This is a genomic window from Butyrivibrio fibrisolvens, from assembly GCF_037113525.1.
In the GTDB taxonomy this organism is placed as follows: domain Bacteria; phylum Bacillota; class Clostridia; order Lachnospirales; family Lachnospiraceae; genus Butyrivibrio; species Butyrivibrio fibrisolvens.
In genome coordinates this window covers 3,559,298-3,572,325 of sequence record NZ_CP146963.1, presented here as the reverse complement: position 1 = coordinate 3,572,325, position 13,028 = coordinate 3,559,298, and the positions used below count along the sequence as shown (strand labels likewise).

The 13,028-nt window shown below is 37.5% G+C and carries 18 protein-coding genes; all 18 read left to right on the top strand.

Translation table 11 applies throughout. The features are described from left to right. Positions 1 to 105 precede the first annotated feature (105 nt). Positions 106 to 354, top strand: coding sequence for a hypothetical protein (locus tag WAA20_RS15005; protein ID WP_073388040.1), 249 nt, complete (start codon positions 106 to 108; stop codon positions 352 to 354). A 39-nt stretch (positions 355 to 393) separates the two neighbouring features. Further along, on the top strand, positions 394 to 1,644 hold the full coding sequence (locus WAA20_RS15000; RefSeq protein ID WP_073388042.1) for an MFS transporter: 1,251 nt from the start codon (positions 394 to 396) through the stop codon (positions 1,642 to 1,644). Positions 1,645 to 1,715: 71 nt separating this feature from the next. Next, a complete protein-coding gene (locus tag WAA20_RS14995; RefSeq protein ID WP_167562721.1) occupies positions 1,716 to 1,886 on the top strand; it encodes a hypothetical protein in 171 nt (56 codons plus the stop codon). Between the two features lie 110 nt (positions 1,887 to 1,996). Beyond that, on the top strand, positions 1,997 to 3,028 hold the full coding sequence (locus tag WAA20_RS14990) for a helix-turn-helix transcriptional regulator (RefSeq protein WP_073388044.1): 1,032 nt from the start codon (positions 1,997 to 1,999) through the stop codon (positions 3,026 to 3,028). Positions 3,029 to 3,194: 166 nt separating this feature from the next. Then, entirely contained in the window at positions 3,195 to 4,019 is an 825-nt protein-coding gene (locus WAA20_RS14985; protein ID WP_073388046.1) for a GNAT family N-acetyltransferase, read from the top strand. 318 nt (positions 4,020 to 4,337) lie between these two features. After that, positions 4,338 to 5,597 (top strand): RNA-guided endonuclease IscB, encoded by a 1,260-nt coding sequence (iscB, locus tag WAA20_RS14980; protein WP_073388047.1) that lies wholly within the window; start codon positions 4,338 to 4,340, stop codon positions 5,595 to 5,597. A 72-nt stretch (positions 5,598 to 5,669) separates the two neighbouring features. Beyond that, the gene (locus WAA20_RS14975; RefSeq protein WP_073388049.1) at positions 5,670 to 6,683 is read left to right on the top strand and encodes a hypothetical protein; all 1,014 of its coding nucleotides are present in this window, start codon (positions 5,670 to 5,672) and stop codon (positions 6,681 to 6,683) included. A gap of 30 nt (positions 6,684 to 6,713) precedes the next feature. Further along, positions 6,714 to 7,133, top strand: coding sequence for a GNAT family N-acetyltransferase (locus tag WAA20_RS14970; protein WP_022758834.1), 420 nt, complete (start codon positions 6,714 to 6,716; stop codon positions 7,131 to 7,133). A gap of 362 nt (positions 7,134 to 7,495) precedes the next feature. After that, entirely contained in the window at positions 7,496 to 7,654 is a 159-nt protein-coding gene (locus tag WAA20_RS14965; RefSeq protein WP_167562722.1) for a hypothetical protein, read from the top strand. Between the two features lie 132 nt (positions 7,655 to 7,786). Next, positions 7,787 to 8,236 carry an N-acetyltransferase gene (locus WAA20_RS14960; RefSeq protein ID WP_073388051.1) on the top strand — a complete coding sequence of 150 codons (450 nt, stop codon included), beginning with the start codon at positions 7,787 to 7,789 and terminating at the stop codon, positions 8,234 to 8,236. 178 nt (positions 8,237 to 8,414) lie between these two features. Next, complete coding sequence (locus WAA20_RS14955; protein WP_073388053.1) at positions 8,415 to 9,248, top strand: ornithine carbamoyltransferase; 834 nt, start codon at positions 8,415 to 8,417, stop codon at positions 9,246 to 9,248. Positions 9,249 to 9,283: 35 nt separating this feature from the next. Then, the gene (locus WAA20_RS14950) at positions 9,284 to 9,871 is read left to right on the top strand and encodes a histidine phosphatase family protein (protein WP_081373845.1); all 588 of its coding nucleotides are present in this window, start codon (positions 9,284 to 9,286) and stop codon (positions 9,869 to 9,871) included. Then, a complete protein-coding gene (locus WAA20_RS14945) occupies positions 9,865 to 10,344 on the top strand; it encodes an NUDIX hydrolase (RefSeq protein ID WP_073388057.1) in 480 nt (159 codons plus the stop codon). Before WAA20_RS14950 ends, WAA20_RS14945 begins: the two co-directional genes overlap by 7 nt. A 101-nt stretch (positions 10,345 to 10,445) precedes the next feature. After that, a complete protein-coding gene (locus WAA20_RS14940; RefSeq protein WP_073388059.1) occupies positions 10,446 to 11,075 on the top strand; it encodes a hypothetical protein in 630 nt (209 codons plus the stop codon). Between the two features lie 18 nt (positions 11,076 to 11,093). Continuing rightward, the gene (locus tag WAA20_RS14935; RefSeq protein ID WP_167562723.1) at positions 11,094 to 11,240 is read left to right on the top strand and encodes a hypothetical protein; all 147 of its coding nucleotides are present in this window, start codon (positions 11,094 to 11,096) and stop codon (positions 11,238 to 11,240) included. Further along, entirely contained in the window at positions 11,224 to 11,808 is a 585-nt protein-coding gene (locus WAA20_RS14930) for a GNAT family N-acetyltransferase (RefSeq protein WP_073388060.1), read from the top strand. Before WAA20_RS14935 ends, WAA20_RS14930 begins: the two co-directional genes overlap by 17 nt. A 66-nt stretch (positions 11,809 to 11,874) precedes the next feature. Continuing rightward, positions 11,875 to 12,342, top strand: coding sequence for an HIT family protein (locus tag WAA20_RS14925; protein WP_073388062.1), 468 nt, complete (start codon positions 11,875 to 11,877; stop codon positions 12,340 to 12,342). A 105-nt stretch (positions 12,343 to 12,447) separates the two neighbouring features. Beyond that, entirely contained in the window at positions 12,448 to 13,020 is a 573-nt protein-coding gene (locus tag WAA20_RS14920; protein ID WP_073388063.1) for a GNAT family protein, read from the top strand. Positions 13,021 to 13,028 lie beyond the last annotated feature (8 nt).

The following is a 13,028-nucleotide window of genomic DNA, read 5'->3' as shown; positions in this document are numbered from 1 at the left end:
TTCTGCCTTGCGTACAAATTGTGCGCAGGGCATTTTTATTGCCCAGACTTAAATATTTGCATTTCGTTGGATGAATCAACCAAATAGTTTTGCAGGGAGGAAGATATGGATACATTATTTTTGATACTATGTGGAAGCGTTGAAGAAAGCGCTTCTGAGCCTCACGACAAAGTAGGCGTGGTCTCGGTTGCCTACGTCTCTAATGATAAAGAAAAGATTGACAGTAAGCTGGGAGATCTTCAGAAGGCATATCCTGATAATTTCTATATGGCTTACGAAGTGCCCATGGATACTGATCTTACGACACTTGAGCATTATCCGGGACTCGAGATTTCCAAAGATGACTTAAATTAAAAAGACTTAAAATAAAAACAGAATTAAAGGAATGTTGACATGAAGTTTTTAAAACAATACAAAAATCTAAGTAAAGAAATATATGTCCTGTTCTTTGGACGAATAGTCACAAGTATGGGCTCTCTCATCTGGCCTATCATGACATTGATACTGAAAAACAAGCTCGGATACAGCGCAACGACTATCGCTACGATTGATATGGTCCTTGCGATAATCCAGCTTCCACTCGTCATGGTTGGAGGTAAGCTTGCTGACAGCGCCAACAGGAAGAAGATAATTGTCTGCTGCGATATGGTTACAGTTATCTGTTATTTTATCAGCGGACTTATTCCTCTGTCTTTTATCAGCGTTGCGCTATTCTACATCGCAGGCCTCTTTGCGACAATTGAAGGGCCGTCCTACGATGCACTTGTAGCAGATCTTAGCGATTCAGATAACCGAGAGCAGGCGTATAGCCTTCAGTATCTTGGCATGAATCTTGGACTTGTACTTGCGCCGACACTTGGCGGCTTATTATTTGAAAGCTATCTGTGGCTGGCTTTCATACTAACATCAGTTGCGACATTTTCCTCAACTCTTCTGATCCTTATTTTCATAAAAAAGCTCAGTGTTGAAAAAAAGCATGTCAGCGAATATGAGGAAAAGAAAGAAGGCGTGGGAATATTTGAGATCCTTCGTGAGAGAAAAATACTGATCCTGTACATGGCTGTATCCGGCTTTTGTGCTCTGGTATATTCAGAGTTCAATTATCTTCTGCCGCTTCATATAGAGAATCTGTATGCGGCCAAGGGGGCAACGATATTTGGACTTCTGACAAGTACCAATGCCATAGTTGTTGTAGTTGGAACTCCGCTTATTACTTCATTTCTTAGTAAGATCATAGATGTCAGAAAGTTTCTTATAGGAGAAGTACTGATAGTAACAGGGCTTGTAAGCTATACCTTTTCGGGCAGGATAATTTCTCTTTACTTTGTGCTGATGACTGTTTTTACTCTAGGTGAAATATTTTGCACCATAGCCAGCGCACCGTACATGACAAGGCGTGTTCCGTCAACTCATTGGGGCAGGGTTAACTCCGCTATCAACATAGTCTGCGGCGCAGTTACATCTATTGGCAATATCTATATCGGTAAAATAGTAGATGTATACGGCTACAAGCATGCATGGATCCTGGTGGCGGCTGTTGGATTTGTTGCCATAACATTACTTGTTGTATTAAATGCATTGGATAAGAAAAGCTTCCCGCTTCTCTATAAAAGTGACGAAGAATCGGAAACAGCTGAGTCTTGAGCGGAGCAGAATATCATTGTCAATTATTTTTAGTATTGACCATATACCTAACTATAATGATAGAACGGTATATGAAAGGAGATCCGGAAGACCAGAATCATGGAGGATCTAGCTATTTTCACAACGGTAAGCTGCTTGATAGAACAACATATGATGAAGAACAGATAATAATTGTCCAGACAAATGTACGTTGTGCCAACTTGACGTCAGATACAGACTCAACTAAAGATAGAATCAACTAAAAATACTCTCGATTGATTTGTATACAATCTGTACCTATAATCTGATTATAGAAAAGAGATGGCCATTTCTTTATAGAAAAATTCAACACTAAGTTGAGAAAGGGCTTTATATGATAGGTAAACAGATTAAGTATTTTAGATTACAGAAACAGGCAAAGCAGGAAGAACTGGCTGAGTACCTGGGGGTATCATATCAGGCGGTTTCCAAGTGGGAGACAGGCGCCAGTGACCCGGATATATCCCTCCTTCCGGGAATTGCTATTTTCTTTGGTATAAGCATTGATGAGCTTTTTGAGCTTCCCTACGAAGAGCAGATGAAGCGCATCGAGAACATGATGTTGAATGAAAGAAGAATAAGTCCTGATACCTTTGATCAGGCAATAAGCTTTTTGGAAGAAAGACTTAAGCTAGATCCTAAGGATCTGAGGGCCATTGGAAATCTTGCAAGTCTTTATAATCATAGAGCTCGCAGCGACCATGAGCTTGCATCAGACTACGCCCAGAAGGTATTGGAGATGGATCCGGATGACAAGGGTGGCTGGGTTGACTTTCTTGAAGCAAGTGGCGGAGTGTGCGGTGATGAGTGGTATGATAATCACTTCGAAGTTATCAGATTCTTTGAAGATCTTCTGATCAAGTATCCGGGTAATTATAGCTGTCTCTACGCACTTTTGGAGAACCTCATTGCAGATGGCAGGTACGATGAGGCGCTTCCATACATTGAGCAGATTAAAAAGGCTAAGAAGAATCATCAATACCTTTTGTATACTGGAGACGTAGCATTTGGAAAAGGACATACAAAAGAGGCAAAAGAAATCTGGGAAAAGATGATCAAAGAATTTCCTGATATCTGGCAGGCGCACTGCTGTCTTGGTGATGGATATGCAAAACTTGGAATGTATGACGAGGCTATTGCAGCATATGAAAAGTCTTATGACATGCAGAAAAAGCCAAGAATTGTCGAAGGTCTCTGCTCTATGGCGCAGCTCCACGAAGCACATAAGGAATATGATAAGGCTATCAAGGATTATCAGAGACTAATTGATAATTTAAAAGAGGATTATGATGTAACAGATGGCGAACAAGTTGACAGATATGTCAGAGAGATAGCCAGGTTAAAGGGAATAAAAAAGAGTAATTGACATTAAGACTGTAATGCGTACAAAATGGTAATACGCGTTACAGTCTTTCTGCACGCAGTGCAGCATAGTGTATGAAATATACATAACATTTTAAATGAAATAAAAAGAATGAAATACGAAAGGAATGTGTACTTGTCATAAGTCACATCTCTTGTATGAGGAGAATATGATAAAAAGTGTTACTAAATTAAATGAATATGATGCCTTTATTAACAGCTTCTTGGAGGATTCAAAATTTTCCGATCCTCATCTGACCCAAAGACTTGAAGCAGGTGAAAAGCCTGAGGATATGCTTACTAAGAAAGACCATCACTGTTTTGTTACTGAGAATAGCGATGGAATCAATGGCTTATTCATTCTTTTGATCATTCCTGAGGAAAAGTATCTTGAGCTGCTTATTGGAATTACAAGAGAAGAAAGCGCAGTTGAAGATTTACTTTCATTTATAGAAAAAAGTTATCCTGGATACGAGGCTGACTTTGTTTTCAACCCGCGTAATCATCTGATCAAAGATGGCTTAATAAAGCGCAGCGCGGATTTTGACAAAGAGCAGCTCAAGATGGTGTATACCCATAAAATGCCTGAGTGCAAGATTCCATGTATTGAGCCTCTTTCTGAAGAATATACAGAGCAGTATCTTAAGATGCACACCAAAGATGTGTATTGGACCGGTGAAAAGGTTATGGAAGCTACTGATCGTTTCAAAACCTTTGTGGCAGTTGAAGATGGCGTTGTGACTGGGTATATTGATGTTACTCATTGTTTTGCTGAGAATGAGCCATTCGACCTACTGGTAAAAGAGGAATATCGCAGAAAAGGCTACGGCAGACAGCTTTTGGCTAAGGCGCTTCTAGAGAATGAGCCTAAAGATATGATGCTTCTTGTGGACTTTGACAATAGGCTAGCGATTAATCTTTATGAATCAATGGGGTTCATAAAGAAGGAAAAAGGGAACCTGCTGACTGCTTATTGGAAAGTACGAGACAGATGACGAATGGTTTGAGTATAGAATTAGTAGTGAACTACCCACCACCTAAAGGTAGTGGGCTTCTGTTAAATAGTTCACCAGACTAAGTATAGAGAAATCTATACTACGATATTTAGGTCATGATACCTTCGGTTGACGCAACAGACCGTTGCTCTATCGTATATATTTAAGTTAGGTCAGAGTAAGAATAGCCTTGTGATATGTACTTAGAAAGCCTATATATCATTGTCGAGTTGAAGTCGGAATAATCGTATGGTTACAGTATGATATAGTACGCAACACCTACCATTTGGTAGAGTATTTATAAGGAGAAACTTATTTATGGTTTATGTAATTTCTCAAGATGGAAAGCCACTGATGCCTTGCAGTAATACAATCGCAAGATTATTGCTTAAGCAAGGTAAAGCTAAAGTCAAAAGGCGTGAACCTTTCACAATCAAACTAACTTATGAAACAACCAGTTACACTCAGGATTTAACTCTCGGTGTGGATACTGGAAGTGGGACTATTGGCACTGCTGTCAGTAAAAACAACGGTGATATTGTTTATATATCAGAGATTATAGTGAGAAACGACATTACTGATAAGATGACGCAGCGAGCCAAATATCGCAGAAATAGGCGAAATCGTAAAACACGATATAGAAAAGCAAAATGGCTAAATCGTGCAAATTCTATTAAAAATGATAGATTTAGCCCTACAATGCAAAGTAAGTTACATAGTCATGTAAAAGAAATAGAATATATTAAATCTATTCTCCCAATTACAAAATTAGTATTTGAGACAGGTCAGTTTGACATGCATCTCATGAAAAATCCAAGTCTTGCCAGTCCAAAGGTAAAACATTGGGGTTATCAAAAGGGTGCTAATTATGGGGTTGAGAATATTAAAGCAATGGTTCTTAATCGGGATAACTACACTTGCCAATGTTGCAGGGGTAAACACAAAGATTCCAAGCTAGAAGTACATCATATAATTTATCGTAGTCAAGGTGGCAGTGATGAGGCTGATAACTTAATTACATTGTGCCATACTTGTCACAAAGCATTACATGATGGAAAAATTAACCCTAAATTAAGCGGAAAAACTAAAGGTAATCTTAAATATGCTACACAGATGAACTCTATTCGCAAACAACTTTTTAGACTATATCCAGGTGCTATTGAAACTTTCGGATATATCACGAAAGCTAATCGTCTTCGATTAGGCGTAAACAAAGAGCATTATCATGATGCCTGTACTATTGCAACACAAGGTGATTCTTTTGCGCTAAAGACAAATCTTTACAAAAAGAAATGTATTTCAGATGGTGATTTTCAAAAAACAAAAGGCATTCGCTCCGAGCAACCTATAGAAACCAAAAAGATATGTGGGTTTAGAAAATTTGATAAGGTTCGTTATTTTGGGAAAGAATATTTTATTAAAGGAAGAATGTCTACTGGTTATGCAATTCTTATGGATATAGAAGGTAAGAAGATTGATTTTTCTTCAATGCCAAAAGGCTATAAGACACCAAAATTAAACAACTGCATGCGTATAGCAGCGAGAACATCGCAAATAATACAAACAGTGGCGATGTAACGCCATTCATCCCATCACCTAAAGGTAATGGGTTTTCTGGCTGATAAATTATAAAAAAGAGTGAGGTATAAAATGAAAATAAAAAGATTAACTGCATCTTTTATAATATCAGCTATGGTCATTGGAACAGTTGGATGCTCAGATAAAATAGAACTTTCAAATGATTCATATGAAAATGATAGTACAGATCAGGTTACAGAAGACTTATCTGCAACTGAAGAAGCAGAAGAAAATGAAGAGATTGAAGAAAACGAAAAAGCTATAGAAGTAGAGGAAAAGGATAATCCGGAAGTTGATGAAGAGGCAGATGAAGATAATTCTAAAGAATCTGATGAAACAAGGGAAGATGATACCAAAGAGTCTGATGAAGCACAGGTGAACGAGGAAGACGACTTTAATGATTTCGTCGAAGTGACGTTTGAGCATGTATCCTATCCTGAAATTGCTGATGACAAACCTGATTACAGCGGGATCTATTGTTCAGAAGGCTTTTCAACAACATACGGATATTGTGAGCTTATCAAGCAGGAAGATGGTTCATATTATTGCGATATATTTGAATACAGAGCGTATACTTTTGAAGGAAATGCAAGTTATAAGTCAGATAATCTCCTTGAGTTTAAAGATGATTATAGCGAAGGAACAATTACAATCGAAAATGATAGCGTGACTGTATCTGTGAATACAGGCGATTCAGAAAGCGAATATGTTTATGACTCACAAAAACACGAAATGCCTGAAATAGATGAGTACACAGGGATCTATACTTATACCACTAAAGATGATGAACTTGTGACTATCACAGTGGGATATGACGATAACAGAGTGCCATTTGTTACTGTAGAAAAAGGTGAAGAAACTGTATCTTTTGAGCATATGCCATCTGATCATGGTATTTGGATTCTTGAAGACGAACTGTATGGTAATATCCTTTATGCGAGCATCGAAGATGAAGCATGGGCTCCTGATTCGGAAGTATTCTCTTTTACCCAAAATTATAGCGGAGATAAATACGTAGTTATAAATCTAGGTGGGGATAAGCCTATGGTATATTACAAGACCTATGAACCAGTAGTTATGCATTAAACAAAAGAAACAGAAGGAGACTTTAAAGTTATGGCAATTACTTATTCACAGCAGATCCCGGACTTGCAGACATATTATGATTTAAGGAAGTCGGTAGATTGGAACAACTTCTGCCCTGAGCAGTCAGAAAAAGCAATCAATAATAGCGTTTACTTTATATTAGCTAAAGATGGCGATCTTCCTGTAGCCATGGGAAGAGTTGTTGGAGACGGAATGTATTTTACCATAGTTGATGTAGTAGTAAGACCTGAGTATCAGGGACAGAAGATCGGATCTACTATCGTGAACAGGCTTGTAGAGATCATACAGGCAGAAGCTCCCAAAGGCGCAAGGCTCAGCATCCAGCTCATAGCCGCTCAAGGCAAGGAACAGTTCTATGTAAAACAGGGATTCAAGATCCTTCCACACGAGAACTGTGGACCTGCCCTTAGAAAAGTAATATATACGTGATAAATTACAAAACCCGGAATAAGTAACTTATTGGAATCTGAATACTGGATATATGCTGAGTTTCAACTTCAATCAAAAGAAGAAACAAGGTGTTGAAAGAGTTCAGATAGGGGATAAAGTTCTATTTGAAGGAACTGTGTGATTTGGTTTTTTACCTTTGCCTTGCGTACATAGTGTGCGCAGGGCATTTTTGTTGCCCTGTCTATAACTACAAGGGTAGTATTTATACAACTAATATTAAGATGAATAATCTATACTAATTCTGCATTTCTGATATATTATTACCATGATCTGTGGTAGAATAATGAAACTATGATTTTGGTAAATATGGTGCAGACGTAGCGTGACTTTAACAAGGAACTATGTCGAGACTCAAAATCTCAGAATTAAGTCTTGATGATAGAGACTGGGCTGATAATCAGGATGAACTTAATGCCCTTAAGAAGATAATAGAGGAGAATCGTTCCGATATCGAAGAGAATGAAGAAATACCAAGTGAACTATTAGATAGGTTTAAATAAGAGTACTCTTGATGATTCAAACCGACTTCCAGGAACATGACTCTTCAGAATGAGCTGACAGAAAAGATTGTATGCAAAAAATAAAAGTATACAAATAGCATAATAAGTATCTATATGATGTAAGGACATGATATGGCAATAAGACAAGCAAAAATTTCAGATGTATCTCGCATTGCAGAGCTGATAGTTACAAATTATCGTACTAATTTTTATCCAATCTTTAAGTACGATGCATTTTATTTTGGCGAGTTAAATGTTATCGATACAGCGAAAGAATATTTGGATAACCAGGATATTCTGAATAATACCTATGTTTATGATGATGGTGTAGTAAAAGGCATGATAAGGCTTGATGACAAGCAGATCGTAAAATTGTTTGTAGAGCCGCAGTTTCAGAGTCAGAAGATTGGTGCAAAGCTCCTTAGCTTTGCTACCAAAGAAAAGAATGCGGACTGGCTTTGGGTTCTTGAGCAAAACGAAAGAGGAATAGCTTTTTATAAGAAAAACGGTTTTGACTTTACAGGAGAAAAAATGGAGGAAGATGATTATGTTTCTCTCCTGAAAATGAAGCTTCAGAAATAGTTATATATTGCAGCAAGGGTCAAAAGTTATTTCGATTTGGGCATGTTATAGTATACGACTTTAGAAAAAGCTTTATGGCAGTTATATAATGCTGGCATATAGGGCATTTGATGACTGGCAAAGCGCATTTTCTTAAGCTGTTTACTATATAAATCGAATTATAGATTGAGGTAAAGAAATGCAGTCTTTCATAAGATTAACTGATTTCAAAAAAGAAGAACTTTTTGAGATTTTCAGGATAGCAGATAATATTGAGGACTATAAGGGCTTTCTTAATGGCAAAACAGTTGTGATGTTTTTTCCTTCAAGCAGCATCAGAACCAGAGTTTCTTTCGAAAAGGGAATCTATCTTCTTGGAGGTCAGTCAATTCTATTTGACCCTTCGACGCTGGATAAAAAAGAAGATCTAAAGGATGTGTGCGGTTATCTGCAAAACTGGGCTGATGCGGTTGTAGTGAGATATAAAGATATTGATCTTCTGGATCGGATGTCAAAATCGATGAATATTCCTGTCATAAATGCATTAACCGATGATAATCATCCCTGCGAGATGATGTCAGATCTGTATTCTCTTTCCAAGATCAGGGAAGATTTTCTTAAGGATGAGTACTTATTTGTAGGAGCATCTGGCAACATAGGAAAAGCATGGAAGGAAGCTGCAGATGCTTTTTGCTTTTCTTTGACGCAGTCCTGCCCGGATAAATATAGTATTCAAGGGATCGAAAACATAGCTGACTTAAGAAAAGCAATTTCTGGCAAAGATATAGTGTGCACAGATTCTTTTCCCAAAGATATGGCACAGGAGTATCAGGTTACCAAAGAACTGATGGAAATGGCTAACAGTAACGCAGTTCTTAATCCATGCCCGCCTTTTTACAGAGGTGAGGAAGTGTCAGAAGATGTTATTGACTCGGATTTCTTTGTAGGGTATGAATTCAAACATAGTCTATTGAAAATTCAGCAGGCGATATTGATATATTGCATCTGTGGGATGCAGGTGATGAATTTGTAAAGTATTTGTAGATACTACAGGAAAGTGTGTGCTGTATGACTGGTAAAAAGATATTTCTAATGAGACATTCCATACCGAAAAGATGTGCTCTTTCGACAGAAATGCTTCCTCTTTCTGAGGAAGGCATACAGCTTGCTATGTCTAAAAAAGATCTGTTTTATGATGTTGATAAGTGTTATACCTCACCTTATAAAAGAGCATTAGAAACGGCAAGGATTCTTTTTGATGGACAAGTTATTGTGAAAGATAAACTACATGAAAGAATAGTTGGAGAAGCACATGAGGATTTCTGGCTAAAGCAATACCAAAATCATGATTATTATAATCCTGGTGGTGAATCACTGAACATTGTTCGAGTTAGGATGAAGGACGTAATGGATGAGATTTTGCAGGAATTAAATGATGGAGAGACTGCTTTGGTAGTATCTCATGCAACTGCAATCTGTTCGTATTTACTTAACTTCTGTGATGTTGAAGTAATAGACGCTGCCAGTAAATCAAGGATGATCAGATTTAATGGTCAGGAAGTATTGCATGGGAAGTTTAACCCCACGGATTATTTTGAAATTGAATATGTTAATAATGCGATATCTGTAATTACTTCGAAAGGACATATATGCTAGCAATAGACTCATCTGGAAATAAACTACTAGATTTTATAAATGTAAATGAAGAGGATGCAGCTAAACAGTTTACTCCTATAACCGTCTGTTTACTGGTTGTAAAGATAGGCAATGATTATCTTATGGGTTTCAATCATTGGCGAAAAGGCTGGGAGATTTTTGGTGGATGCCTTGAGGCTGGTGAAACATTGCGGGAAGCAATGGTACGTGAAGCTAAAGAAGAGCTTGGAATTGAATGCGTTCCTGAATGGCTTGGTATTGCGCACTTTGAAATTCAGCCGGATTATTTCAGCGATTTAGTACGCGAGGAGTATGGAGCTATTTACGGTGTATCTTTGTCTGAAGAATACATGGAAATAATCGAGAAAAACCGTATCGATAGAGAAGAAATTGATAAGATAGCTTTACTAAAAGATATTTCTTCGGATGAGAAAATAAGAGCACTGGATAGAAAATTAACTGAATTCTATTAAGCTTCAATGTCGAGGAATCATATGGGAATGACTTTCAAAAAGATGGAAACATAATGCATGGTGATGAATTTATAGAAAGATCTGTGTGAGGATGATAATAGATGAATCAAATGCTATCTGTAGATGAGGCTGTGCTGGCAGCTATTTCTGAGTTAGAAGAATATACCGGCTGGAAATATGTAAAGAGTCAAAGACGTCTTAAGAAAAAATGTAAGGATATAGAACTAGTCATTGATTTTTTTACATCAAAATGGAATCACTCATATGAGTATGCTGGTATTAATGCAGAATTCTCCATGGTGTATAAAAAACTAGGAAAGCTCCCTGTCCAAAATACTGTTGCAGTTTACTGTTTTCGTCCAAAAGAAGGTAATGATACATATTGGTTTGATATATCATCTAAAGATAAACTTGTGTCTGTGATTGATATACTAAAGCGTGAGATCGATCAGACAGCATTGTATTTTGCCGGTAAATTCGAAAGTGACCGTGAAGGCGCTGTTAGAGAATTACTCGAAAAGCATTTTGATGAATATCATGTAAAGCTGGCATTTGTTGCAGCGATCCTGGGAAATGATGCAGTTGTTCAAAAAGCCCATGAAATATATGATGCATTGTCGGATGAAGAAAGGCAGCAGGTCGAAGATTATAAAAACGGAGCGCAGACTATGGCATGGATGCTCAATCCGTCTAATCTCAAGTATATTATTGATAATCATTTGGTGGATTAATCTGAAGATGTTGAAGCTATGGGAAATAACATGATTTACAAATATAACGAACAAGTATCAGTTGAATCATTATCATCATTAAGAGAATCTGTTGGCTGGAACAGAATGGAAAAAGAGTTTTTCCAGAATAAAGAAAGTGTGAAAAAGAATGACAAAAGAATTTGATATAGTACCACTTCCTAAAGATAAATGGAAAGGGATTCCAATCCCGCTTACTACCAGAAGTGACAGTTACTATGATTTTGAAATAGATCCTTTTGATAAAGAAGGATGTTCGATCAAGATAGTGAGAAAGCCTGCGGAACAAGAAATTGTTCATACTCCCGACGAGTATGACTTTCCGGATTCTTTGTATCAGGATCATTGGGATAAGGCTGAGGCTTATGGAGTTGTAGGTGATGATGGGAAACTTCTTGCCTGCATTGAAGTGTGTCCTGAAGAGTGGTCCAACAGACTTATGGTTACAGAATTGTGGGTAGCAGACGAACTTCAAGGTATTGGCCTTGGAAAGCGTCTTATGGACAAAGCAAAGGAAGTCGGCAAAGAGCAAAATCGCCGAGCTATTATTCTTGAGACACAGTCCTGTAATACAAAGGCAATAGGTTTTTATCTTCATCAGGGATTTGAGATTATTGGTTTTGATACTTGTTGTTACACAAACAATGATATTGGAAGACGTGAAGTTAGAATCAATCTGGGATTCTTTTTTAACCGTGAAGGCCGAAGAAGATGACAAAATGTCGCGAAGTATTGCAACTTGAAAGGGAAGGAAGCTATATATTAAAAGAAGGGAATTTATATGTGTGGAATATGTGAAAGAATTAAAGAAACAAAAGATGGAAAAAATCTTTTTCTTGTAAAGGAACTTGAGACGGGATATGTAGTGATCGGAGATTTCCAGCATTTTAAGGGATATACACTTTTTCTATATAAAGATCATGTTGTGGAATTGTTTGATCTTGATATAGAAACAAGAGCTAAGCATTTGCAGGAAATGACGCTTGTTGCTGAAGCAGTAAAGAACGCCTTTGGAGCCGAAAAGATGAATTATGAATGCCTTGGTAACGGCGAAGGTGGTGCACATATACACTGGCATCTTTTCCCAAGAAGAGCTGGAGATATAGAGAATTATGGCAACAATGGCAAGGGCCCCGTTTGGTGTTACCCAATGGAAAAGATGTATGCAGATAGTAACAGACCCGGCACCGAAGAACTTGAGGAGATGAAAGCAAAGCTTCTTTGCGAGCTGGATAAACTGCTTAAATAAGCAAAATGAGTGGATTATTATGAATACTATTCTGATTGGCACATTTTCTATCACAGCATTGGTATTCATGTAAGAAATAGAAAGTTTGGAGAATAGAGAGCATTCATGTTAAAAGATTATGAAATAGATAAACCAATTCTTGAAACGGACAGATTGATTATTCGTGTGCTCAACGAAAATGATGTGCCTGATTTAAAAGAGTGGCTTGGTAGAGATGAAATCTATACATATTGGGGCAGAAAAGCAAGTAAGAATGAGAAAAATCCTGAACTTATGTTTATTGATCCACGCCCTTGGGTAAAAAGAAAACCTTCTCCTGATTTTGATTGGGGAATTGTACTGAAAGAATCCAATATAGTGGTAGGCATGATTGCGGTATTTGATATCCAAAATGCCAGAATGGGTGATATAGCATACAGAATTAATCCTGAGTACTGGAATATGGGAATTACTACAGAAGCTTTAAAGGAAGTGCTACGGTTTATATTTGAGAACACGGAAATAGACCGTTTGAATGGGCGTGCGGATGTAAGAAACATTGCTTCAAATAAGGTTATGGAAAAATGTGGTTTTATAAAAGAAGGGACCGTTCGCCAAGGGAAAATGGTTTCTGTTTATTGCGATTATAATATTTATGGCATGCTCAGAGAAGATTATATGGGCCTGCAAGTTTTTTAGAATTAAGC

What these genes read in the sequence shown, in the direction of transcription:
- WAA20_RS15005 (WP_073388040.1), top strand. Translation starts at nt 106, where the DNA reads ATGGATACATTATTTTTGATACTATGTGGAAGCGTTGAAGAAAGCGCT.
- WAA20_RS15000 (WP_073388042.1), top strand. Translation starts at nt 394, where the DNA reads ATGAAGTTTTTAAAACAATACAAAAATCTAAGTAAAGAAATATATGTC.
- WAA20_RS14995 (WP_167562721.1), top strand. Translation starts at nt 1,716, where the DNA reads ATGAAAGGAGATCCGGAAGACCAGAATCATGGAGGATCTAGCTATTTT.
- WAA20_RS14990 (WP_073388044.1), top strand. Translation starts at nt 1,997, where the DNA reads ATGATAGGTAAACAGATTAAGTATTTTAGATTACAGAAACAGGCAAAG.
- WAA20_RS14985 (WP_073388046.1), top strand. Translation starts at nt 3,195, where the DNA reads ATGATAAAAAGTGTTACTAAATTAAATGAATATGATGCCTTTATTAAC.
- iscB (WP_073388047.1), top strand. Translation starts at nt 4,338, where the DNA reads ATGGTTTATGTAATTTCTCAAGATGGAAAGCCACTGATGCCTTGCAGT.
- WAA20_RS14975 (WP_073388049.1), top strand. Translation starts at nt 5,670, where the DNA reads ATGAAAATAAAAAGATTAACTGCATCTTTTATAATATCAGCTATGGTC.
- WAA20_RS14970 (WP_022758834.1), top strand. Translation starts at nt 6,714, where the DNA reads ATGGCAATTACTTATTCACAGCAGATCCCGGACTTGCAGACATATTAT.
- WAA20_RS14965 (WP_167562722.1), top strand. Translation starts at nt 7,496, where the DNA reads ATGTCGAGACTCAAAATCTCAGAATTAAGTCTTGATGATAGAGACTGG.
- WAA20_RS14960 (WP_073388051.1), top strand. Translation starts at nt 7,787, where the DNA reads ATGGCAATAAGACAAGCAAAAATTTCAGATGTATCTCGCATTGCAGAG.
- WAA20_RS14955 (WP_073388053.1), top strand. Translation starts at nt 8,415, where the DNA reads ATGCAGTCTTTCATAAGATTAACTGATTTCAAAAAAGAAGAACTTTTT.
- WAA20_RS14950 (WP_081373845.1), top strand. Translation starts at nt 9,284, where the DNA reads ATGACTGGTAAAAAGATATTTCTAATGAGACATTCCATACCGAAAAGA.
- WAA20_RS14945 (WP_073388057.1), top strand. Translation starts at nt 9,865, where the DNA reads ATGCTAGCAATAGACTCATCTGGAAATAAACTACTAGATTTTATAAAT.
- WAA20_RS14940 (WP_073388059.1), top strand. Translation starts at nt 10,446, where the DNA reads ATGAATCAAATGCTATCTGTAGATGAGGCTGTGCTGGCAGCTATTTCT.
- WAA20_RS14935 (WP_167562723.1), top strand. Translation starts at nt 11,094, where the DNA reads ATGGGAAATAACATGATTTACAAATATAACGAACAAGTATCAGTTGAA.
- WAA20_RS14930 (WP_073388060.1), top strand. Translation starts at nt 11,224, where the DNA reads ATGACAAAAGAATTTGATATAGTACCACTTCCTAAAGATAAATGGAAA.
- WAA20_RS14925 (WP_073388062.1), top strand. Translation starts at nt 11,875, where the DNA reads ATGTGTGGAATATGTGAAAGAATTAAAGAAACAAAAGATGGAAAAAAT.
- WAA20_RS14920 (WP_073388063.1), top strand. Translation starts at nt 12,448, where the DNA reads ATGTTAAAAGATTATGAAATAGATAAACCAATTCTTGAAACGGACAGA.